The sequence below is a fragment of the Actinomadura sp. NPDC048955 genome (genome assembly GCF_040649435.1).
Lineage (GTDB): Bacteria > Actinomycetota > Actinomycetes > Streptosporangiales > Streptosporangiaceae > Spirillospora > Spirillospora luteofluorescens.
In genome coordinates, this window is the sequence record NZ_JBEZJI010000096.1 from 1 (window position 1) to 17,192 (window position 17,192).

The following is a 17,192-nucleotide window of genomic DNA, read 5'->3' on the forward strand; positions in this document are numbered from 1 at the left end:
TGAGCACTACAACACCCAACGCCCCCACTCAGCTCTGGGCGGCAAGCCCCCCATCACCCGACTGTCACCAAGATCATGACCAAGTACAGCTAGCGGTAGGCGAGCCAGTCGCCGCCCTTGAGGGTGGACGCGTCGACGGCGTGCGCGCCCGCGCCGGAGAACGTCCATAGGGTGTCGCCGATGACGAGCGAGCGGCCGGCGCCGTCGCCGGGATCCTTGCCCGGGGGCCGGACGGATCCGAGCTTCGTGACGCCCGCGCCAGTGACTTTGAGGACGAGGGTCTCGGGCGGGCCGCCGTCCCGCGGCGTCACCGGGACGGCCGTGAGGCCCGTCTTCGGCCAGTACAGGAACGCGTGCGGTTCGAACTCCGCCTGGGAGGCGGCCCCGGGGAGCTTGTAGGCGTCCAGCCTGCGGGGCCCGGCGGAGACGTCGAAGAGGGACACCTGGAGGCCGCTCGTCCGGCCGGAGGCGTCGGCGTCCTGGCCCACGCCGAGCAGCTTCCCGTCCGCCGTCGGGTGCAGGTAGGCCGAGAAGCCGTTGATCTTGAGCTGGCCGGTGGTCCGGGGACGGCGGGGGTCGCGGAGGTCGACGACGTACAGCGGGTCGGTCTGCCGGAACGTCACGACGTAGCCGGTGGTACCGATGAACCGGACGGAGCGGATCTGCTCGCCCTTGCCGAGGCCGTCGAGCCGTCCGATCTGGTCGAGTCGCGGGCCGTGCCGGGCCAGGACGTACACCGAGCTCTGCGACGCCCTGCTGCCAGGTCCGATCCGGCTGGTCGTCGCGGCCAGACGCAGGTTCCCCTCGTGCTCCGACATCGAGTACTGGTTGAGGAGAAAGCCCTTCACCGAGCCTGAGGCGACGTAGCTGGGGCGCCCGCTACCGCGGATGTCGAACTTGTAGACGTCCGTGCGCGGCTCGACCGCCTTCTTGCGCGGCCACTCGAACAGAGCTGGGGGAGTGCCGGTGACGTAAAGGCTCTCCCCGTTGCCGTAGACGGTCGAGCCGTCGGCGGTCACCGCGACCGGCTGCGGGTCGCCGAGGCCCTTCGCCAGGTCGAAGGTCAGCATGGTCAGCATCGAGGAGCCCGCGTACGAGGACGGGCGGCTGACCTGGTCGCACGGCGTTCTGTACGACGTCCCGCCCTCCACGTCGAAGGACGGGAGCCAGGCCTCAAGCGGGGCCCTCCGCACGGCCTCCCGGTTCGCTGTGACGGACTTCTTCTCGCCGTCGCCACCGGGGAAGTCGATGCGCGGCAGGGACCTCATCACCACGCGGACGGTAGAGCCGGTCTGCCGCGCGTCCAGGTAGTCGGCGCCGGACGTCATCGTCCCGGCGACCTTCGGCCTGCCGGACAGATCGACCAGCGTGAGGCGCGTCGTCTGCGTCGGCTGGGGCAGTGCTCGGCCCGGCAACGGCCGCCCCGGGCCTTCGAACGGGATGGCTCTGGCCTGCCGGGTGAGCACGAGAACGCGGTCACCGCTGAGCAGGAGTTCCCCGTTGTCGTAGCGGGTGCCGCCCGGCAGTTCCAGCGTGTGCGTCACCTTGCGCGACGCCGGGTCGACGATCCTGAGGCGCCCCTGGGCGAACGCGACGATCCTGCGGCCGTCGGTCTTCACGAGATCGGGCTCGTCCGCGCCCGGCTCGTGCGAGTTCGTCGTGGAGTGCTCCGGAGCGGGCGCGGGACCCCCGGGCACCTTGCCCGCGCTCGGCGCCTTCGCCAGCGCCTCGATGCCGTCGACCGGCACGCCATCGAGCCCGTACGGGCCGACCTTGTCCAGGGTGGCGCGGCGCAGCTCGTCGAGCAGCGCGTCGCAGCCCCGATAGGCGACGAGCCGAACCGGCGGGGCCTCGGTGTCCCGGTCGGGGGCCTGCTCGGACGGGGTGCACGCGGCGGTCCCGGCCAGCAGGAGCGTCGTCGCGACCGGGAGGAAGATGCGACCACGCATGGACCTTGGACGCCCGCCCTCGCCGCCTGGTTCCCCGGAGGGCGGCGTTTTCCGGTGAAGGCCGTCTTACGCGAGCGTCAGCGCGCCGAAACCGTCCGGAAACAGCGGCTGGGCACGATCGGAGCATCGCCTGTCCCCTGCCGGAAGGAGCACTGCCCGATGCCCTCACCAGCCATGTTCGACCTCGGCGACCCCGGGATGCGGGACGTTCTCGGACACTCCCACTGGCACCCCGACATCCCGGGCGTGGCGGAGGTCATCACGGGCGGGTCCGTCCGGATGGAGTGCCCCGGCCGGGAACCCGGCCTCGGGACCCTGCTGTGCGGCCCGCTCGTCGTCGTCGGAGCCGAACCCGGCGACGTGATCGTGGTGGACGTGCTGGCCGTCGGGCGCCCCGGAGGCGCACGCGACGCCGGCGGCCACCCCGGGATCATCGGCTGCGCGCCGTCCGGCCCCGTCGCCGTCCCCGGCGACGCGCGCGGCCGCGACGTGGGCGGATGCCTCATCGCGCCCCTCTCCGCAGGCTCCCGCCTCCTGCTGCCGGTGCACGTCCGGGGCGCGAAGCTGTCGGTGGGCGACCTGCACTTCCCGCGCAGAGGCGCCTACGAATGCGGCGAGCCCGGCGCCGCCGGCTGGATCGACCTGCGCGTCAGCCTCACCCGGCAGGGCGTCGAACGGTTCCGCGTGACCGGGCCGATGCTGATGCCCGACCCGGCCCCGCGCCTCTGCTAACCGTCCCGCCGGGCGCGCTTCTCGTGCCTGGCGATCAGCGTGTCGATCTGGACGCTCAGCTTCGACCCGAGCGGCCAGCCGATGTAGTGGGTGAGGAAGACGCCGATCTCGCGCAGCTCGTCCGGGGACAGCTCCCCGTTGGCCAGCGCCGCCGGGATCTGGATGTCGAGGACGTCGTTCAGCCCCTGACCGGCGAGGACCCCGACGAGCAGCAGCCGCCGGTCGCGCATGCTCAGCCCGGGCCGCGTCCAGATGTCGCCGAAGAGGTGCTCCACGGTGATCCCGAAGAAGTCGCCGGGCCCGTCCGACACCTCCCACCCGTACACCCGGCGCATCATCTCCAGCCCGCGCTCCCGCCGCCCCTCCACGCCCCCCGGTTCGCTTCGCTCGGGCGTGTTCTCTGTGGGGGGCCGACCCCCCACGCCCCCCGGTTCGCTTCGCTCAGTCATCGGCCTCTCCCACCAACCCGAGCCCCGCACCGAACCGATCGAGAGCGATCCGGGCGAGCGGGACGTCGACCCCCAGCTCGTCCGCCAGCTCCAGCGCCAGCGACAGGTCCTTCTCACCGAGGTCCCGCGTGTGCCGCAGGATGTCGTACAGATCGTCGTCCGGAGCCAGCGGCGCGGTCGTCGGCCGCAGCATGATCGAGCCCGCGCCGCCGGTGATCGCGTCGGTGTGCCGGACGACCCGGCCGAGCTTGCGCAGCGACACCCCGGCCGCCTCCGCGAGCCGCTGCGCCTCCGCCGCGGCGGTGAACGAGATGAAGTGCAGCATGTTGCGGGCCAGCTTCGCGCGGGTGCCCGCGCCGACCGGCCCCATGTGCAGGACGAGGTCCGCCCAGGCGCCGAACGGCTCGCGGCAGCGCCCGAACGCCTCGTCCGTCCCGCCGACCATGACCGCGAGGCTCCCCGCGCTCGCGCCCATGAACCCGCCGCTCACCGGCGCGTCCACCACCTCGATCCCGTAGCGCCGCGCCCGCACGGCCAGGTCCTCGGCGGTCCGCGCCCGGATCGTCGAGTGGACCGCCAGGACCGTGCCCGGACGGGCGCTCGCGAGCACCTCCTCGCCCACCTCCACGACCTGGGCGTCGTCCCGGACCATGACCGAGACCAGGTCGCAGTGCGCGGCCACCTCGGCGACGCTCTTCGCGGCCCGCGCCCCCGCCTTCACCAGCGGCGCCATCGCCTCGGCCCGCGCGTCGTACACGGTCAGCCCCGCGCCCGCCAGATGGGCGGCCATCGGCGCCCCCATCTGCCCGAGCCCGACGAAGCCGACCGCCATGCGCTCACCCTCCGGGGGGACGCGCGCCTCGCTCATGCCCGGAACACCTCGCCGCCGTCGACGTTGACGATCTGACCGGTGATCCACGCGGCGTCGTCCGACAGCAGGAACAGGCAGGCGCCCACCAGGTCCCCGGGCGACCCCATCCGCTTGAGCGCCATCCTGTCCCGGACGATCTTCTGCGACATGTTCCCCGGCACGACCGCCCGGTTGGCCTCGGTGTCGATCGGGCCCGGCGCGATCGCGTTCACGCGGATGTTCATGCTGCCCAGCTCGTGCGCGAGCTGCTGCGTGAGGCCGTTGACGCCGACCTTGGCCAGCCCGTAGAAGCCCGAGTACTGCCACGCCGCCGTGGACGACTGGTTGACGATGGAACCGCCGCCGCGCGCCCGCATGTGGGGGTGGCAGGCGCGCGCGCACAGCAGGGCGCCGTCCATGTTCACCGACATGAACTTCTTGTAGTAGTCCCAGTCGACGGTGAAGAGGAAGTCCAGCTTCATCGTCCCGAAGATCGCGGCGTTGTTGACGAGGTGGTCGATCCCGCCGAACCGCTCCACGGCCGCTCCGGCCATGGCGTCCACGGACGCGGGGTCGGACACGTCCGTCCGCACGAACAGGCCCTTGATGTCGTCCGCGACGTCCCGGCCGCGCTCGTCCACGTCCGCGACGACCACGTGGGCGCCCTCGGACGCCAGCGCCCGCGCGTACGCCTCGCCGATTCCCTGCGCGGCCCCGGTGACGACCGCGACCTTTCCCTCGAACCTCACACGCCCTCCGCGATCGACTTGGTCTCCAGGTACTCCTCGAAACCGGCCACGCCCATCTCGCGGCCGATGCCCGACTGCTTGTAGCCGCCGAACGGGACGTCCGCGCCGTACCAGACGCCGCCGTTCACGCTGATGGTCCCGGTGCGCAGCCGCCGCGCGACCCCGCGCGCCCGCGCGACGTCCCCGCCGTGCACCGCGCCCGACAGCCCGTACGGCGAGTCGTTCGCGATCCGCACCGCGTCGTCGTCGCCGTCGTGCGGCAGGATCACCAGCACCGGTCCGAAGATCTCCTCGCGCGCCGCGCGGGAGTCGTTGGTCAGCCCCGTGATCAGCGTCGGCTCGATCCAGAAGCCCCTGTCGCGGCCCTCCGGACGGCCGCCGCCGCACGCGAACGCGCCGCCGTCCTCGACCGCCAGCTCCAGGTGGCCCTCGATCCGCTCGCGCTGCCGCGCCGAGATCACCGGGCCGCAGATCGTCCGGTCGTCCTGCGGGTCCCCGGCGCCGAGCTTCGCCAGCGCCCCGGCGGTGATCTCGACGGCCTCGTCGTGGCGCTCGCGCGGGACGAGGATCCGGGTCGTGATCGCGCACCCCTGCCCGGCGTGGGTGATCCCGGCGAACGCCGCGTACGAGCACGCGGCCCGCAGGTCGGCGTCGTCCAGGACCACGAACGCCGACTTGCCGCCGAGTTCCAGGAACACCCGCTTGAGGGTCCCGGCCGCGCTCGCCATCACGTTGCGTCCCGTCGCCGTGGACCCGGTGAACGACACCAGGTCGACGCGGGGGTCCCGCGTGAGCTGAGCGCCCAGCGCGTGGTCGGACGAGGTGACCACGTTGACCACGCCCGGCGGGATGTCGGTCTCCTCCGCGATGACCTCGCCGACCACCGCCGCGCACCAGGGCGTGTCGGGCGCAGGCTTCAACACCACCGTGTTGCCGGCCGCCAGCGCCGGACCCAGCTTGGCGAGGTTGATCTGGTGCGGGAAGTTCCAGGGGGTGATCGCTCCGACGACGCCCACCGCCTCCCGGACGACCCGCCGGTGGCTGGGCATCCCCATCGGCTCGGCCCGCCCGAGGTCGCGCTCCCAGGCGTAGTCCTCGACCAGGTCCGCGAACCACGCGAGGTCGTCCACGGGCGCGTCCAACTGGGCCCCGAACGTCAGGAACCTCGGCGCGCCCACCTCCTGGATCGTGAGTTCGCGCAGCTCGTCGGCCCGCCGCCGCAGCCCCTCCCGGAGCTGCCGCAGGCACCGCGCGCGGAAGGCGTGGTCGGTCGCCCACCCGGTCTCGTCGAACGCGCGGCGCGCGGCCGCGATCGCCCGGTCCATGTCGTCTGCGGAGGCGTCGGCGGCGGTACCGAGCACCTCCTCGGTCGCGGGATTGATCGTCTCGAAGGCGCCGCCCGCCCCGGGGACGAGACGCCCGTCCACCAGAAGCAAGCGATCGTTTGTTCTGGACACCTGTCCAGACTACAGTTCAGCCCCCGGCGAAACGCAAGACGCCCCCGCAAATTCACCCACGGCATCCCGCTGCCGGACGCGACCCGGCCCCCGCTCATCGCCGGGCAGGGGACGTGGTCGGGGCCTGCGGCGCCGCGGTCCGGAATGATCGCGGAGGGGGCCGCGTGAAACGTGGGGATGTGCCAGGCTTGTAGCGCCGATCGCCGTCCCGAGGGGAATGTCCGTGCCGCACGCCGACCTGCCGGAACGCATCGGCCCCTACCGGGTCGTCGACCGTCTCGGCGAGGGCGGCATGGGAACGGTGTACGCGGGGCTGGACGCGTCCGGTCGCAAGGTCGCCCTCAAGGTGATCCGGCGGGAGTACGCCGCCGACCGGCAGTACCGCGCGCGGTTCGAGGCGGAGGTCGCGGCGGCGAAGCGGGTGCGCCCGTTCTGCACGGCGCCGGTCCTGGACGCCGACCCCGGCGCGGACCCGCCCTACCTGGTGACCGAGTTCGTCAACGGCCCCAGCCTGGACGACGCCGTGGCGAAGGAGGGGCCGCTGCGCGGCGCCGACCTGGAGGCCGTCGCGGTCGGCATCGCGACCGCGCTGACCGCCATCCACGACGCGGGCGTGGTGCACCGCGACCTCAAGCCCGCCAACGTGCTGCTGTCCACGTTCGGGCCGCGCGTCATCGACTTCGGCATCGCGCGCTCCCTGGACGGGACGCGCCTCACCGCGACCGGCGGCATCGTCGGCACGCCCGCGTTCATGGCCCCCGAGCAGCTGGACGGGCGCGGCGCGACCCCGGCGTCCGACGTGTTCGCGTGGGGCGCGACCGTGGCCTTCGCGGCGCGCGGCGGGCCGTGCTTCGGCGGCAACTCGCTGCCGGCGGTCATCCACCAGATCATCAGCGGCGAACCCGACCTGGGCGGGCTCGACGGGACGCTGCTCAAGGCCGTCCGGGCGGCGCTGGCCAAGGATCCGGCGCGGCGGCCGTCCGCCCAGTCGCTGCTGGACGGCCTCATCTCCAGCGGGGGCCGGCAGCCCGCGCCCTCCACGCAGGACACCCAGGCGCCCGGACGGCACCGCGCCGAAACACCCGCCCCACCGCACACGGAGGCGCCGTCCCGTTCGCAGACCCCGGGGACGCACGCGCCGGCGCTCGCCGCGGGGGAGGCCGCGGCGCTCGTCGAGGGCCAGTACCGGCAGGCCGCGCAGGCCGGCGACCCGGCGGCGATGCGCAACCTCGCGGTCCTGCTGAGCGGGCAGGGACGGACCGCCGAGGCGGAGAGCTGGCATCGCTACGCCGACGCGATCGACGCCCGGCAGGCCGTCTACCAGCAGCCGACCGGATACCAGCAGCAGACGGGCTACCAGCAGCAGACCGGGTACCAGGGCCACCCCACCCAGGCGCCTCACCAGTACCAGCCCGCGCACCATCCGCACGCCAAGCCGCCGATGAACAGCCTCGCGATCTACGCGGTGTCCATGGGCGCGGTGGGGCTGATCACGTGCGGGCTGCCGTCCATCCCCGCGATCGTGGCGGGGCACATGGCCTGGGTGCGGCTGCGGCGCTCCGGCGAGCGCGGGCTCGGGCTCGCGGTGACGGGGATCGCGCTCGGCTGGATCATGGTCGCGTTCTGGGCCCTGGTGGCGTTCGGCGCGGCCCTGCCGGACGAGAACTGAGCGGAAAACCCGTTGCGGCCGCCGCGCCGCCGGTGGCACCGTTGACGACGTCAGCCCGTCCGAGACAGGGACGGTGACGCGAGACGCCCGAGAGGAGGACCGGCCATGGCTCTGGAGCAGTATCGACTTCGACTGCCCTCGGCGTCGCACGCCCGCCCCGGCCGGTATCCCGTCTCCTAGAGGCCCGGCCGAGCCGCCGCGACGACGCCCTTCGCGAGTTCCCCGCGGCTCTACTCCAACAGGCAGAGAGGCCACTCTCAGGAAGTGGACGTTCCGGGTTCGAATCCCGGGAGCCGCACGCAAGCCTCCGTAGTCCAACGGCAGAGACGGCAGCATGAGGTGCTGTGCGCTGGGGGTTCGAATCCCTCCGGAGGTACGGCGCGGGCCCGCGGCCCGCGCGAGGGGCGGCGCCGACGTTCGGAGAGTCGGGCTTGGCTGTAACCCAAGTGTCGCTGACTGAGTGGGTTCGAATCCCACCCGCCTCACCCGGGACGGACGCGCGGGGCGTTGCGCGCCGCCAACTTCTGAACTAATGTCTGGACACGTGTCCGGAAAACCCGAACCCATGACCGAGCCCACCCGGCGCCGCCTCACCGAGCGGCAGGCCGACACGGTGCGGCGGCTGACCGACGCCGCCGTGGTGGAGGTCGGCGAGACCGGCTACGAGGGCCTGACCGTCCGCAACGTGGCCCGCCGTGCCGGCGTGGCGCCCGCGACCGCCTACACCTACTTCGCCTCCAAGAACCATCTGATCACCGAGGTGTTCTGGCGGCGGCTCAGCGCCCTGCCCCCGGTCGAGGCGGACGGGACGCTGCGCGAACGGGTGGTGGGGACCCTCCGCGAGATCGCGCTGCTGGTGTCGGACGAGCCGGACCTCGCGGCGGCGTGCACCACCGCGCTGCTCGGCACCGACCCCGACGTCCGCGAACTGCGGATGCGGATCGGCTACGCGATCCGCGAACGGCTCCGCGCGGCGCTGCGCGAGCACGACGACCCCAAGATCCTCGGCGCGCTGGAACTGGCCTACACCGGCGCGCTCCTGTACGCGGGCATGGGCTACACGTCCTACGCCCGCATGGCCGACCGGCTCGCCGAGATGGCGGAGCTCATCCTGCCCGAACCCCCCGAGTGAGGTGACGGCCGTGGACCCTGCCGCGCAGGTCTCCTACAGCCCCTTCGACTACGCCGTCCACGAGGACCCCTACCCCCTCTACGCGCGCCTCCGCGAGGAGGCGCCCCTCTACCGCAACGACGAGATCGGCTTCTGGGCGCTGTCCCGGCACGCCGACGTGTCCGCCGCCTTCCGCGACCACGCGACGTTCTCCAACTCCCACGGCGTCTCGGTGGAGCCGAGCGCCTGGGGCCCGCACGCGCCCCGGACGATGTCGTTCCTCGCGCTCGACCCGCCGCGCCACACCCGCATGCGCGCCCTGGTGTCCAAGGGCTTCACGCCGCGGCGGGTCAAGGAACTGGGCGACGGCATCCTGGCGCTCACCAGGCGCCATCTGGAGCCCGCCCTGGAGAAGGGCGAGTTCGACTTCGTGTCCGGCTTCGCCGGGCTGCTGCCCATGGACGTCATCTCGGAGATGATGGGCGTCCCCGAGGCCGACCGGGCCGAGGTGCGCCGGCTCGCGGACACCGTCGTCCACCGGGAGGAGGGGCTGAACGACGTCCCGCCCGCCGGGATGGACGCGGCGCTCACCCTCGTCGGCTACTACCAGGACATGGTCGCCGAGCGGCGCCGCGCGCCGACCGGCGACCTGACCTCCGCCCTGCTCGACGCCGAGATCGACGGCGACCGGCTGGACGACGAGGAGGTCATCGCGTTCCTGTTCCTGATGGTGGTCGCGGGGAACGAGACCACCACCAAGCTGCTCGCCAACGCCCTGTACTGGGGGGCGCGCAACCCGGACCAGGCCGCCAAGCCGCTTCGCGACCCGTCCCGCGTGGACGACTGGGTCGAGGAGACGCTCCGCTACGACACCTCCAGCCAGATGCTCGCCAGGAAGGTCGTGCGGGACGTCGAGCTGCACGGGCGGCGCGTCCGCGAGGGCGACCGCGTGCTCCTGCTCGTCGGGTCGGCCAACCGCGACCCGCGCGTGTTCGACGACGCCGACGCCTACGACCTCGACCGCGACACCTCCCAGCTCGTCAGCTTCGGCGGCGGGAGGCACTTCTGCCTCGGCGCGAACCTGGCGCGGCTGGAGGCGCGCATCGCGCTGACCGAGTTCGTGCGCCGCGTCTCCTCCTACGAGATCGACCACGACGGCGCCGAGCGCGTGCACTCGGTGAACGTGCGCGGTTTCGCCGCGCTGCCCGTGCGCGTGGAGGTGCGCTGATGCCCAGGTTCGAACCCCATCCGCGGCGGCGCGCGGCCGTGGTGACCGGTGCCTCGTCGGGGATCGGCGCCGCGACGGCGACGGCGCTGGCGATGGCCGGGCACCCGGTCGCGCTCGGCGCCCGGCGCGCCGACAGGTGCGAGGAACTGGCCGCCACGGTCCGGGCCGGCGGGGGAGAGGCGTTCGCGCACCCGCTGGACGTCGCCGACTCCGACTCGGTCAAGGCGTTCGCCGCGGCGGCCGCCGACGCGCTCGGCCCCATCGAGATCGTCGTCTCCAGCGCCGGCGACCTGTCCGCCGGACGCCTCCACGAGCTCGACACCGCCGAGTTCCTCGCGCAGGTGCAGGTGCACCTCGTGGGCGCGCACCGGCTCGTGTCGCACTTCGTCCCGCAGATGGTGGCGCGCAGGCGCGGCGACATCGTGTTCGTCTCCTCCGACACCGTCCCCGCCCCGCGGTCCTGGACGGGCGCCTACGTCGCGGCCAAGAACGGTGTGGAGGGGATGGCCCGCACCATGCAGATGGAGCTGGAGGGGACGGGCGTGCGGGCGTCCATCGTCCGGCCCGGGCCGACCGCGACCGGCATGGGCATGAGCTGGGACGCGGAGACCACCGGCGCCGTCCTGGAGGACTGGGGCAGGTGGGGCCACGCCCGCCACCCCTACTTCCTGCGCCCGTCCGACGTCGCCGCCGCCGTCGCCGCGATCGTCGCGGCCCCGCGCGGCGCCCATCTCCGGCTCGTCGAAGTACAGCCCGAAGCCCCGTTGGAGGAGTCGTGACCGCACTGGTGGAGCCGCGCGTCGTGTCGGGCGGGCCCGACCACCTGGAGGAGCTGCGCTCGGACCCGATCGGGCTGATGCGGCGGGTCCGGGACGAGTGCGGCGACGTCGGCGAGTTCCGCCTCGCCGGACGGCGCGTCGTGCTGCTGTCGGGGGAGGAGGCCAACGAGTTCTTCTTCCGCGCCCCCGACGAGGAGCTGGACCAGGCCGAGGCGTACCCGTTCATGACGCCGATCTTCGGCGAGGGCGTGGTGTTCGACGCGACGCCGGAGCAGCGCCGCGAGGCCCTGCACAACCAGGCCCTCAAGGGCTCGTTCATGAAGGGGCACGCCGCGACGATCTCCGCCGAGGTCGACCGGATGGTCGCCGGCTGGGGCGCGGAGGGCGAGATCGACCTGCTCGACTTCTTCGCCGAGCTGACGATCTACACCTCGTCCGCGTGCCTCATCGGACGCAAGTTCCGCGAGCAGCTCGACCGCCGGTTCGCCGACCTGTACCACGACCTCGAACGCGGCACCGACGCGATCGCCTACGTCGACCCGTACGCCGACATCGACAGCTTCCGGCGGCGGGACGCGGCGCGGACGGCGCTGGTGGAGCTCGTCCAGCAGATCATGGACGCGCGGCCGCCGGACCCGCCCAGGCAGGACCGCGACCTCCTCGACGTGCTGATGTCGATCAGGGACGGGGACGGCACGCTCAGGTTCGACGCCGACCAGGTCACCGGCATGTTCATCTCGATGATGTTCGCCGGGCACCACACCACGTCCGGCACCGCCGCCTGGACGCTCATCGAGCTGCTCCGCCACCCCGGCCTCCTGGACGGCGTGGTCCGCGAGCTGGACGAGCTGTACGCCGACGGCCGCGAGGTGTCGTTCCAGGCGCTGCGCGCCATCCCGAACCTGGAGTCGGCGGTCAAGGAGGCGCTGCGGCTGCATCCGCCGCTGATCCTGCTGCTGCGGGTCGCGCAGTCCGACCAGGAGGTGCTCGGGCACAGCATCCCGGCGGGCACCATGGTCGGCTGCAGCCTCGCCGTCTCCAACCGGATCGAGACCGACTTCCCCGACGCCGACGCCTTCCACCCCGAGCGCTACGCCGCGCCCCGCGAGGAGGACCTGCTCCACCGCTGGACGTGGGTGCCGTTCGGCGCCGGCCGGCACCGCTGCGTCGGCGCGAACTTCGCGATGATGCAGCTCAAGGCCATTTTCTCGGTGCTGCTCCGGGACTGGGAGTTCGAGCTCGCGCAGCCGCCCGAGAGCTACCGCAACGACCATTCGAAGATGGTCGTCCAGCTCGCCCAGCCCTGCGCCGTCCGCTACCGCCGGAGGCGCCGGTGAGGATCGAGGCCGACCTGGACCTGTGCCAGGGACACGCCATGTGCGAGCTGGAGGCCCCCGACGTCTTCGAGGTGCCGGCCAAGGGCAGGGTCCGCGTCCTGGACGCCGAGCCGCCCGAGGACCTGCGCGCCGAGGTGGCCTCCGCCGTCCGCTACTGCCCCACCCAGGCCCTCAAACTGCTGGAGTCGTGATGCCCGCGTTCCCCCGTGAAGAGCTCGACACGATGGTCGAGCACTGGCTGGAGGCCAACCGCCGCTGCGAGGAGGCCGGCGACTGGCGCCCGCTCGCCGACCTCTACACCGAGGACGCCACCTACGGCTGGAACATCGGCCCCGACCAGGACTTCATGGCCGTCGGCCGGGACGAGATCCGCGACATCGCGCTCGGCTCGGAGATGGGCGGCCTGGACGGCTGGACCTACCCGTACCAGAGCATCCTGGTCGACGAGCGCAAAGGCGAGGTCGTCGGGTTCTGGAAGCAGGTCGCCGACGCGCGCCGCCCCGACGGGACGCCGTACGAGGTGCTCGGCATCGGCGGGTCCTGGTTCCGGTACGCGGGCGACCGGCGCTGGTCGCGGCAGCGCGACTGGTTCGACCTCGGCAACGTCACGTCGGTGTTCGTCGAGATGATGAAGGCCGGGGTGCTGTCGGACGGGATGAAGCGGCGGCTGGAGCGGGCGGCGTCCGGGGAGCCGATCCCCGGCTACTACCCGCGAGGGCGGAGCCCGGTCCCGATCTGGTGACCGGCGCCGTCGGTCAGAGCTGCCCCTCGGGCTTGGCGGGGATCGTCGCCTTGATGGACGGGCCCAGCTCGATCAGCACGTCCCCGGCCGGGTTGTACTTCGGGGGCACCGTCACCTCGACGTAGGCCTGCCGCGCCACCGCGGTGAAGGTCACCGGCCGGTCGGCGGGCTGCCCGAACCAGTCGATCCCGTTGATGGTCACCAGCTGGGACGTCTGACGGAGGGTGGCGGGCAGGGGGACGCCACAGCGCAGCGCGATCGCCGGGGAGCCCCACGCGGCGGTCAGCGGCGAGTCCGGGGAGGTGTCGCGGCGCTTCTGCCCGTGGACCTTCTCGGGCAGCCGCAGCCCCTGGCAGAGCCGCTGTGTCGCCGCGCCGGGGCTCGGAGCCGGGACCTGCACGGCCCCGTCGCCGCAGGCGGCGGCGAGCAGCGCCAGGCCTCCGAGGGCGGCCAGGGAGCGGAGTGGTGCCGCGGAGCGTTCAGATATGGACGATCGGGCACGTGAGGGTCCGCGTGATCCCCTCGACGGCCTGGATCTGCGCGACGACGAGCTTGCCCAGCTCGTCCACATTCCGCGCCTCCGCTCGGACGATCACGTCGTAGGGTCCGGTGACGTCCTCCGCCCGGGTTACGCCCGTTATGCCGGAGATGTGGCCCGCCACCTCGGCTGCCTTGCCGACTTCGGTCTGGATGAGGATGTAGGCCTGCACCATCACGTCCTCCCCAAGCGGAGAATCAACCGTCGGACGGTCACCGTATCGTGTTACGCGCTGCCATGGGCGGTCGGGGTACGGCGTGCCCGGTACGAACCGGGAGAAACGCGAGAAAACGGGGGAACAGCGCAGATGGGCACGATCGGGGAGCTGGGCGAGTTCGGCCTGATCGGCCGCCTGACCCGGCGGCTGCCCCAGGGCCCGGCGGTCCGGCTCGGCCCCGGCGACGACGCCGCGGTGATCGCCGCGCCGGACGGCCGCGTCGTCGCCACCACCGACCTGCTCGTGGAGGGGCGGCACTTCCGCCGCGACTGGTCCGGTCCCTACGACATCGGGCGCAAGGCCGCCGCGCAGAACCTCGCCGACGTCGTCGCGATGGGCGCGAACCCCACGGCGCTGCTCGTCGGCTTCGCCGCCCCGCCCGCGACCGGCGCCGGGTGGGCCGAGCGGCTCTACGACGGGCTCGCCGACGAGTGCCGCGCGGCGGGTGCGTCGGTCGCGGGCGGCGACGTCGTGGCCGCGCCGCAGGTCACCCTCGCGATCACCGCGCTCGGCGACCTCGGCGGCGCGTCGCCGCTCACCCGGTCCGGGGCGCGCCCGGGCGACGTCGTCGCCGTCCGGGGCCGGCTCGGCTTCGCCGCCGCGGGGCTCGCGCTCCTGGAGGCCGGGCGGGACGGCCCCGAGGAACTGCTCGCGGCGCACCGCCGTCCCGAGCCGCCCTACACCGCCGGGGAGGAGGCGCGGACCCACGGCGCCACCGCGCTGCTCGACGTGAGCGACGGGCTCGTCCAGGACCTCGGGCACATCGCCGGCGCGAGCGGCGTCCGGATCGACGTCGACTCCGCCCGCGTGCCCGTCCCGGAGATCCTCGGGCCGGACGGACGGGCCCTCGCGCTCACCGGCGGTGAGGACCACGCCTTCGCCGGCACCTTTTCGGCAGACGCCGTCCTGCCCCCCTTCTGGACACGGATCGGAACCGTCGCCGAAGGGGCCGGGGTGCGCGTGGACGGGCGCCGTCCGCCCCCCGGAGCATGGGATCATTTCCCAGTCTGAACGCCTCGGAGCGCGCAGCGCGTACAGCCGTGTGCGTTGACACTTCCGGTAGGCATGCTTGGGACGGGTTTGGTATACATCCTGTGATCGAAGAGGGATGGGATGGGACGACACTCCAGGCTTGAGCAACCGGACGACGACCCCGTACCGGGCGCCGAAGCGTCGCGAGGGCCATACTTCGGGGCTCCTGTCGACCCCTCCTACGACGTCTTCTCCGGGCCGACCGACGACCAGGTGTACGTCTCGCCGCACGACCAGGTCAGGTCGGGCCCGCCGCCGGGCGCCGAGCGCCAGCACGATCCGCCGGCCGACCCGTACCGGTTCGCCCCGCTCCCCGGGGACTATCCCGGCGACTACCCGGGCGCACCCGCGCCGGCGGGCTCCGAGCAGCCGCGCGGAGGGCCGCCCGAACCCGCGGACTCGCCGGCCGCGCCGGAGCCGGAGACGAGCGGGCCGGGCAAGAGCGGCTGGACGAAGATCGTCTCCATGCTGCCCCTCCCGCTGCTCCCGATCGTCGCGCTCGTCATCGCCGTGGGGATCGTCTCGTACGCGCTGAGCACCCAGCAGATCTCCCTCAACTTCGCGGGCGGCGCCCCGAAGACCAGCCAGACCGACCCGCGCGACAACCAGATCACCGAGCGCGGCCCGGGCGGGCGCGCGAGCCGCGGCGCGGGCCGCCCCGACGGCCTCGTCGTCGCCTTCCGCGTCGCCTCCCGCACCCCCGGCGGGTTCAAGGCGACCGCCACCATCGCCAACAAGGGGCAGCGCCCCGTCACCGCGTGGGCGCTCGCCTTCAAGATCCCGAACGTCTCGGTCACGGCCGTCAGGGGCGCCACCGTCGTGCGGACCGGTCGGGTGCCCTTCGTCCGCGGCCGCACCGCGATCGCCCCCGGCGGCACCGTGCGGATCGTGTTCGCCGCGCAGGGCGCCCCGTCCAAGCCGTCCGCCTGCGTCCTCAACAGGCTGCCCTGCACGCTGGTCTGAGATCGGGCGCCCCCGGCGGATCGCCGCTTCCGGCAGATCACCATAAAGTGGGAAGCATGACGCGCACCGCCTCCGCCCCGCCCCTCGTGCTCACCATCGCGGGCTCGGACTCCGGCGGCGGCGCCGGCATCCAGGCGGACCTGAAGACCATGCTCGCGCTCGGCGTCCACGGGATGAGCGTCGTCGCCGCCGTCACCGCGCAGAACTCCCTCGGCGTCCAGGGCTACTGGGAGCTGCCGCCCGAGGCCGTGCGCGCCCAGATCGACTCGGTGCTGTCCGACATCGGCGTCCACGCGATCAAGACCGGCATGCTCGCGTCCAGCGCCCTGGTCGAGATCGTCGCCGAGACGCTCGCCGCGTCCGACGCCCCCGCCGTCGTGGACCCGGTCGGCGTCTCCAAGCACGGCGACTCGCTGCTCGCCCCGGAGGCCGTGGACGCCGTCCGCTCGGCGCTGCTGCCCGCCGCCACCGTCGTCACGCCCAACCTGTACGAGGTGGAGCAGCTCACCGGCGTCAAGGTCGTGGACGAGTCGGGGCTGCGCGAGGCCGCCGAGGCGGTCAAGGCGCTCGGCCCCGCCTGGGTGCTGATCAAGGGCGGGCACCTGCCGGGCGAGCCCGCCGACCTGCTGTTCGACGGGGAGCGCGAGCACCGCTTCACCGCGCCCCGGCACGACAACCGGCACACCCACGGGACCGGCTGCACGCTCGCGTCCGCCATCGCCTCACACCTGGCGCTCGGCGACGACGTCCCGGCCGCGGTGGCCAAGGCGAAGGAGTACGTGACGGGCGCGATCGCGGCGGGCTTTCCGCTCGGCGCCGGCATCGGCCCCGTCGACCACGCCTGGCGGCACCGCGGCTGAACGGCGGGTGGCACCCGCGACGGCGGCACCGCCCGGGAATGCGAAAGTCGGCTCACCGGGAATCCCGATGAGCCGACCGAAGCCGTGAAGAGGACCGCCCCGCCGGGGCGGTCCGGCAGGGCTCAGACCGTCGGCTTGACGATCTTGCCGGCCTTGATGCAGGACGTGCAGGCGTTGATCCGCTTGGTGCTGCCGTTCACGACGGCGCGCACGCGCTGGATGTTGGGGTTCCAGCGGCGCGGGGTGCGGCGGTGCGAGTGGGAGACGCGCATGCCGAAACCGGGTCCCTTGCCGCAGACGTCGCAGACGGAAGCCACGGGAAACTCCAAGTGGTGTCGATGCTCTGATCGGAGCGCCACCCGGCTGCCGCCTCGGGCGGGCCGGGCATCATGGGCGCTCACTGATGAGCGCCACGAACGTGGCGCGTGGACCAGACTAGCCGACAGCGCGTCGGGTTAGCGAATCGCGGCCCCGCCCATGGAGAATCCGCCTATGCCCCGCCCGTCCCGGGACGCCACGGTGTTGAACGT

The 17,192-nt window shown here is 73.1% G+C and carries 20 protein-coding genes and 3 tRNA genes; 15 read left to right on the forward strand and 8 right to left on the reverse strand.

What is annotated here, in order from left to right; genetic code table 11:
- The coding region (locus AB0C84_RS43215) for an integrase core domain-containing protein (protein ID WP_361075027.1) at positions 1–79 on the forward strand (79 nt) is incomplete at its 5' end.
- A 10-nt stretch (positions 80–89) separates the two neighbouring features.
- Here the strand turns inward: AB0C84_RS43215 and AB0C84_RS43220 are convergent.
- A complete protein-coding gene (locus AB0C84_RS43220) occupies positions 90–1,949 on the reverse strand; it encodes a beta-propeller domain-containing protein (RefSeq protein WP_361077965.1) in 1,860 nt (619 codons plus the stop codon).
- Positions 1,950–2,108: 159 nt separating this feature from the next.
- Between AB0C84_RS43220 and AB0C84_RS43225 the strand changes: the two genes are divergently transcribed.
- Positions 2,109–2,681, forward strand: coding sequence for an acetamidase/formamidase family protein (locus tag AB0C84_RS43225; protein WP_361077968.1), 573 nt, complete (start codon positions 2,109–2,111; stop codon positions 2,679–2,681).
- Here the strand turns inward: AB0C84_RS43225 and AB0C84_RS43230 are convergent.
- The 4 genes from AB0C84_RS43230 to AB0C84_RS43245 form a co-directional block, all read right to left on the reverse strand.
- Positions 2,678–3,049, reverse strand: a complete 372-nt coding sequence (locus tag AB0C84_RS43230; RefSeq protein WP_312879112.1) for a carboxymuconolactone decarboxylase family protein — start codon at positions 3,047–3,049, stop codon at positions 2,678–2,680. The two genes, AB0C84_RS43225 and AB0C84_RS43230, sit on opposite strands and share 4 nt — an antisense overlap.
- 73 nt (positions 3,050–3,122) lie before the next feature.
- Positions 3,123–3,998 carry an NAD(P)-dependent oxidoreductase gene (locus AB0C84_RS43235; protein ID WP_361077971.1) on the reverse strand — a complete coding sequence of 292 codons (876 nt, stop codon included), beginning with the start codon at positions 3,996–3,998 and terminating at the stop codon, positions 3,123–3,125.
- A complete protein-coding gene (locus AB0C84_RS43240) occupies positions 3,995–4,729 on the reverse strand; it encodes an SDR family oxidoreductase (protein ID WP_361077974.1) in 735 nt (244 codons plus the stop codon). The genes AB0C84_RS43235 and AB0C84_RS43240 overlap by 4 nt, the downstream gene beginning before the upstream one ends.
- Positions 4,726–6,186: an aldehyde dehydrogenase gene (locus AB0C84_RS43245; RefSeq protein WP_361077977.1), complete on the reverse strand. Its 1,461-nt coding sequence runs from the start codon at positions 6,184–6,186 to the stop codon at positions 4,726–4,728. Before AB0C84_RS43245 ends, AB0C84_RS43240 begins: the two co-directional genes overlap by 4 nt.
- A gap of 223 nt (positions 6,187–6,409) precedes the next feature.
- On the opposite strand from AB0C84_RS43245, the gene AB0C84_RS43250 reads away from it, so the two are divergent.
- The 10 genes from AB0C84_RS43250 to AB0C84_RS43295 all read left to right on the forward strand — a co-directional run bounded on the left by AB0C84_RS43250 (position 6,410) and on the right by AB0C84_RS43295 (position 13,052).
- Positions 6,410–7,855, forward strand: coding sequence for a protein kinase (locus AB0C84_RS43250; RefSeq protein ID WP_361077980.1), 1,446 nt, complete (start codon positions 6,410–6,412; stop codon positions 7,853–7,855).
- A gap of 224 nt (positions 7,856–8,079) precedes the next feature.
- Positions 8,080–8,153, forward strand: a tRNA-Leu gene (locus tag AB0C84_RS43255).
- Positions 8,154–8,158: 5 nt separating this feature from the next.
- Positions 8,159–8,231, forward strand: a tRNA-Leu gene (locus AB0C84_RS43260).
- A gap of 25 nt (positions 8,232–8,256) precedes the next feature.
- Positions 8,257–8,340, forward strand: a tRNA-Tyr gene (locus AB0C84_RS43265).
- Positions 8,341–8,420: 80 nt separating this feature from the next.
- A complete protein-coding gene (locus AB0C84_RS43270) occupies positions 8,421–8,987 on the forward strand; it encodes a TetR/AcrR family transcriptional regulator (RefSeq protein ID WP_258938505.1) in 567 nt (188 codons plus the stop codon).
- 10 nt (positions 8,988–8,997) lie between these two features.
- On the forward strand, positions 8,998–10,194 hold the full coding sequence (locus tag AB0C84_RS43275; protein ID WP_361077983.1) for a cytochrome P450: 1,197 nt from the start codon (positions 8,998–9,000) through the stop codon (positions 10,192–10,194).
- On the forward strand, positions 10,194–10,973 hold the full coding sequence (locus AB0C84_RS43280) for an SDR family oxidoreductase (RefSeq protein WP_361077986.1): 780 nt from the start codon (positions 10,194–10,196) through the stop codon (positions 10,971–10,973). Before AB0C84_RS43275 ends, AB0C84_RS43280 begins: the two co-directional genes overlap by 1 nt.
- Entirely contained in the window at positions 10,970–12,310 is a 1,341-nt protein-coding gene (locus AB0C84_RS43285) for a cytochrome P450 (RefSeq protein WP_361077989.1), read from the forward strand. The genes AB0C84_RS43280 and AB0C84_RS43285 overlap by 4 nt, the downstream gene beginning before the upstream one ends.
- Complete coding sequence (locus AB0C84_RS43290; protein WP_258938509.1) at positions 12,307–12,501, forward strand: ferredoxin; 195 nt, start codon at positions 12,307–12,309, stop codon at positions 12,499–12,501. The genes AB0C84_RS43285 and AB0C84_RS43290 overlap by 4 nt, the downstream gene beginning before the upstream one ends.
- Entirely contained in the window at positions 12,501–13,052 is a 552-nt protein-coding gene (locus AB0C84_RS43295; protein ID WP_361077992.1) for a nuclear transport factor 2 family protein, read from the forward strand. Before AB0C84_RS43290 ends, AB0C84_RS43295 begins: the two co-directional genes overlap by 1 nt.
- Positions 13,053–13,065: 13 nt before the next feature.
- On the opposite strand, the gene AB0C84_RS43300 is transcribed toward AB0C84_RS43295, so the two are convergent.
- Complete coding sequence (locus AB0C84_RS43300; protein WP_361078004.1) at positions 13,066–13,539, reverse strand: DUF3515 domain-containing protein; 474 nt, start codon at positions 13,537–13,539, stop codon at positions 13,066–13,068.
- Positions 13,532–13,765 carry an Lrp/AsnC ligand binding domain-containing protein gene (locus AB0C84_RS43305; protein WP_141577613.1) on the reverse strand — a complete coding sequence of 78 codons (234 nt, stop codon included), beginning with the start codon at positions 13,763–13,765 and terminating at the stop codon, positions 13,532–13,534. Before AB0C84_RS43305 ends, AB0C84_RS43300 begins: the two co-directional genes overlap by 8 nt.
- Positions 13,766–13,897: 132 nt before the next feature.
- Between AB0C84_RS43305 and AB0C84_RS43310 the strand changes: the two genes are divergently transcribed.
- From AB0C84_RS43310 to thiD, 3 genes are all read left to right on the forward strand, one after another.
- Entirely contained in the window at positions 13,898–14,818 is a 921-nt protein-coding gene (locus AB0C84_RS43310; protein ID WP_361077995.1) for a thiamine-phosphate kinase, read from the forward strand.
- A 102-nt stretch (positions 14,819–14,920) separates the two neighbouring features.
- Positions 14,921–15,802, forward strand: coding sequence for a cellulose binding domain-containing protein (locus tag AB0C84_RS43315; protein ID WP_361077998.1), 882 nt, complete (start codon positions 14,921–14,923; stop codon positions 15,800–15,802).
- Positions 15,803–15,858: 56 nt separating this feature from the next.
- Positions 15,859–16,662, forward strand: coding sequence for a bifunctional hydroxymethylpyrimidine kinase/phosphomethylpyrimidine kinase (gene thiD / locus AB0C84_RS43320; protein WP_361078001.1), 804 nt, complete (start codon positions 15,859–15,861; stop codon positions 16,660–16,662).
- Between the two features lie 122 nt (positions 16,663–16,784).
- On the opposite strand, the gene rpmB is transcribed toward thiD, so the two are convergent.
- Positions 16,785–16,979, reverse strand: coding sequence for a 50S ribosomal protein L28 (rpmB, locus tag AB0C84_RS43325; RefSeq protein WP_067632165.1), 195 nt, complete (start codon positions 16,977–16,979; stop codon positions 16,785–16,787).
- Positions 16,980–17,192: the final 213 nt, after the last annotated feature.

Bases quoted from the DNA above. Each gene is read 5' to 3' on its own strand.
- AB0C84_RS43220 (WP_361077965.1), bottom strand. From the start codon at position 1,949: ATGCGTGGTCGCATCTTCCTCCCGGTCGCGACGACGCTCCTGCTGGCC.
- AB0C84_RS43225 (WP_361077968.1), top strand. From the start codon at position 2,109: ATGCCCTCACCAGCCATGTTCGACCTCGGCGACCCCGGGATGCGGGAC.
- AB0C84_RS43235 (WP_361077971.1), bottom strand. From the start codon at position 3,998: ATGAGCGAGGCGCGCGTCCCCCCGGAGGGTGAGCGCATGGCGGTCGGC.
- AB0C84_RS43270 (WP_258938505.1), top strand. From the start codon at position 8,421: ATGACCGAGCCCACCCGGCGCCGCCTCACCGAGCGGCAGGCCGACACG.
- AB0C84_RS43280 (WP_361077986.1), top strand. From the start codon at position 10,194: ATGCCCAGGTTCGAACCCCATCCGCGGCGGCGCGCGGCCGTGGTGACC.
- AB0C84_RS43295 (WP_361077992.1), top strand. From the start codon at position 12,501: ATGCCCGCGTTCCCCCGTGAAGAGCTCGACACGATGGTCGAGCACTGG.
- AB0C84_RS43305 (WP_141577613.1), bottom strand. From the start codon at position 13,765: ATGGTGCAGGCCTACATCCTCATCCAGACCGAAGTCGGCAAGGCAGCC.
- AB0C84_RS43310 (WP_361077995.1), top strand. From the start codon at position 13,898: ATGGGCACGATCGGGGAGCTGGGCGAGTTCGGCCTGATCGGCCGCCTG.
- AB0C84_RS43315 (WP_361077998.1), top strand. From the start codon at position 14,921: ATGGGACGACACTCCAGGCTTGAGCAACCGGACGACGACCCCGTACCG.
- thiD (WP_361078001.1), top strand. From the start codon at position 15,859: ATGACGCGCACCGCCTCCGCCCCGCCCCTCGTGCTCACCATCGCGGGC.